This window comes from Protofrankia sp. CiP1_Cm_nod4 (genome assembly GCF_982290645.1).
The window spans coordinates 3,669-6,319 of sequence record NZ_CEVIVC010000095.1 but is presented as its reverse complement, the minus strand read 5'-3'; the positions used below and the strand labels follow the sequence as shown (position 1 = coordinate 6,319).

At 72.7% G+C, this 2,651-nt stretch carries 2 protein-coding genes; both read right to left on the bottom strand.

From position 1 onward, the window contains the following. Nucleotides 1-988 (bottom strand): glucose-6-phosphate dehydrogenase assembly protein OpcA (locus AC5LSR_RS16935; RefSeq protein ID WP_493468672.1); only part of this gene is annotated, 988 nt, incomplete at its 3' end. Continuing rightward, on the bottom strand, nucleotides 985-2,517 hold the full coding sequence (zwf, locus tag AC5LSR_RS16930) for a glucose-6-phosphate dehydrogenase (RefSeq protein WP_250283299.1): 1,533 nt from the start codon (nucleotides 2,515-2,517) through the stop codon (nucleotides 985-987). The genes AC5LSR_RS16935 and zwf, both read right to left, overlap by 4 nt. Nucleotides 2,518-2,651 lie beyond the last annotated feature (134 nt).

Here is a 2,651-nt window from a genome sequence, read left to right as displayed (position 1 = left end):
CGGACCTGGCCGTGGTGCTCTCCGGCGCCATCGGGTCGCGCCAGATGTGTTCGCGGACCGCCGGCCGGGAGGCCAGGCCCGCTATCCCGCTCCAGGCCGACAGCGCGTCCGCGTAGGGCCCGTCGTTGTCGAGCCGGCGCAGCTCCTCGGCCAGCAGGTCGCCGAGGCCGCGGTCGGGCAGCGGCAGGGCGCGGCCGGGCCGGCCGGGCCGGCGCAGCAGCACGGTGTGGGCGTCCTGGCGGGTCAGCGTCAGCGTGCCGTCGTGGTCGAAGTCGACGCGTATCTCGGCCGGCCCGCCCCGGGAGACCGCCTCGGACACCGTGACCGGCACCCGCAGGCGGTCGGCGAGCCAGCCGGAGAGCAGACAGACGCCCGGGTCCGCCGGGCTGCCCGCGATGGTGACTGACCGTGGCTGCTCGGTGATCGAGTCGAAGGCGGCGGCGGTCAGCGTCCGCCAGCCGGTCAGCCGCGTCCAGGCCAGGTCGGTGTCGCCGGGCGCGAAGTCCGCCGCGCGGCGCCGCAGCGCCGCCACCGGGTCGGGGGCGGCGGCCGCGTCACTGACCCGGCGGTCGGCGAAGACGCCCAGCGGGTCGTAGGCGATCCGGTCCGGGGGCTCGCCGTCCCACCAGGTCACCACCGGCGCGTCCGGCGCGAGCAGCGGCAGCACCACCGACTCGGCGTGCAGGCCGAGCCGGCCGTACATCCGCATGACCACGGCCTCACCGGGGCCGAGCCGCCCGCCGATGGAGACCTCGGCGTCCAGCCGGGAGTTGGAGGCGTCCAGCTGGCGGCGCACGATGATGAGCAGCCGGCACGGGTGGGCCGCCGCCGCGGTCGTCGCCGCGCTCTCGGCGGCGCTGACGTGCTTCTCGTCCACCACGACCACCAGGGTCAGGGCCAGGCCGAAGGCGAGCGCGCCGGCGGAGCGCCGTTCGGCCGCCAGCGCCCTGACCACGTCGGTGCCGGTGGTGTCCCACAGGGTTGTCACGGTCGCCTCCAGCAGCGCCCGTCACGGGCGAGCATCTCGTCGGCGGCGGCCGGCCCCCACGTCCCCGACCGGTAGAGATGGGGGACGGAGCCGGCCCAGAAGTCCTCCATGGGGTCGATCACCCGCCACGACTCGATCACCTCGGAGTTGTTCGGGAACAGTGTCGCGTCCCCGAGCAGCACGTCAAGGATGAGCCGTTCGTACGCCTCGGGCAGCGACTCGGTGAACGCCTCGCCGAAGAGGAAGTCCATGGCGACGTCGCGGACCTCCATCGCCGACCCCGGGACCTTGGAGCCGAACTTCAGCGTCACGCCCTCGTCCGGCTGGACCCGCACCACCAGCTGGTTGTGGCCGAGCTCGGTGGTGTCGGTGGCGTCGAAGGGCAGGTGCGGGGCCGGCTTGAACGAGATGGCGATCTCGGTCACCCGGCGCGGCAGCCGTTTGCCGGTGCGCAGGTAGAACGGGACGCCCGCCCACCGGCGGGTCTCGATCCCCAGCCGGACGGCGGCGAAGGTCTCCGTGCGCGAGCCCGCCGGGACGCCGTCCTCCTCCAGATAGCCCCGGACCCGCTGGCCGGCGAGCCAGCCCTGCTCGTACTGGCCCCGGATCGCGTAGCCGGCAAGGTCGTCCGGCAGCGAGACGGCCCGCAGGATCTTGAGCTTCTCGTACCGGATGGCCTCGGCGTTGAAGCTCACCGGCTCCTCCATGGCGGTCAGCGCCAGCAGCTGGAGCAGGTGGTTCTGCAGCACGTCCCGGGCGGCGCCGGTGGCGTCGTAGAAACCGGCCCGCGAGCCGATGCCGACGTCCTCGGCCATGGTGATCTGGACGGAGTCGACGAAGTGGGAGTTCCAGATCGGCTCGAACAGGGTGTTGGCGAACCGCAGCGCCAGCAGGTTCTGGACGGTCTCCTTGCCCAGGTAGTGATCGATACGGAACACGTCGGGCGCGGTGAACACGTCGTCCACCAGCTCGTTGAGGGCGCTGGCGGACTCCTGGTCGTGGCCGAAGGGCTTCTCCACCACGACCCGCCGCCAGCCGCCGGACGCCTCGTTCGAGGCCATCCCGGTGCGCTGCATCTGCTTGAGGACGACCGGGAACGCCGACGGCGGGATGGACAGGTAGAACGCCGCGTTACCCGGGATGCCGTGGCTGTGCTCGAGGTCGAGCAGGGTCTTCGCGAGCGTGTCGAAGGCCTGGTCGTCGTTGAACGACCCCTGGACGAACTTCACCGACGAGGCCAGGCGCTCCCAGACGTCCTCCCGGAACGGTGTCCGGGCGCCCTTCTGCGCGGCCTCCCGGAGGATCTCGGCGAAGCCGCCGTCGTCCCAGTCGCGCCGGGCGAAGCCCAGCAGCACGAAGCCCGGCGGCAGCAGGCCCCGGTTCGCCAGGTCGTAGACGGCCGGGATGAGCTTCTTGCGGGCCAGGTCGCCGGTGACCCCGAAGACCACCAACGCGCATGGGTCGGGCAGGCGTGGCAGCCGGCGGTCCCGCGGGTCGCGCAGCGGGTTGGCGCGCACCGTTGGCGTCACCCGAACTCCCCTCCTCGTCGTTGTGGGGTTCCCTCGTCTGGCTTCATCTGGTGGTCCCGCCTGTCCGGGTCTCTGGGTCATGTCCGTGGGGCTTCTCGTGGCAGCGGCCTGTCGGGCCTGTCTGTCGGGCCTGT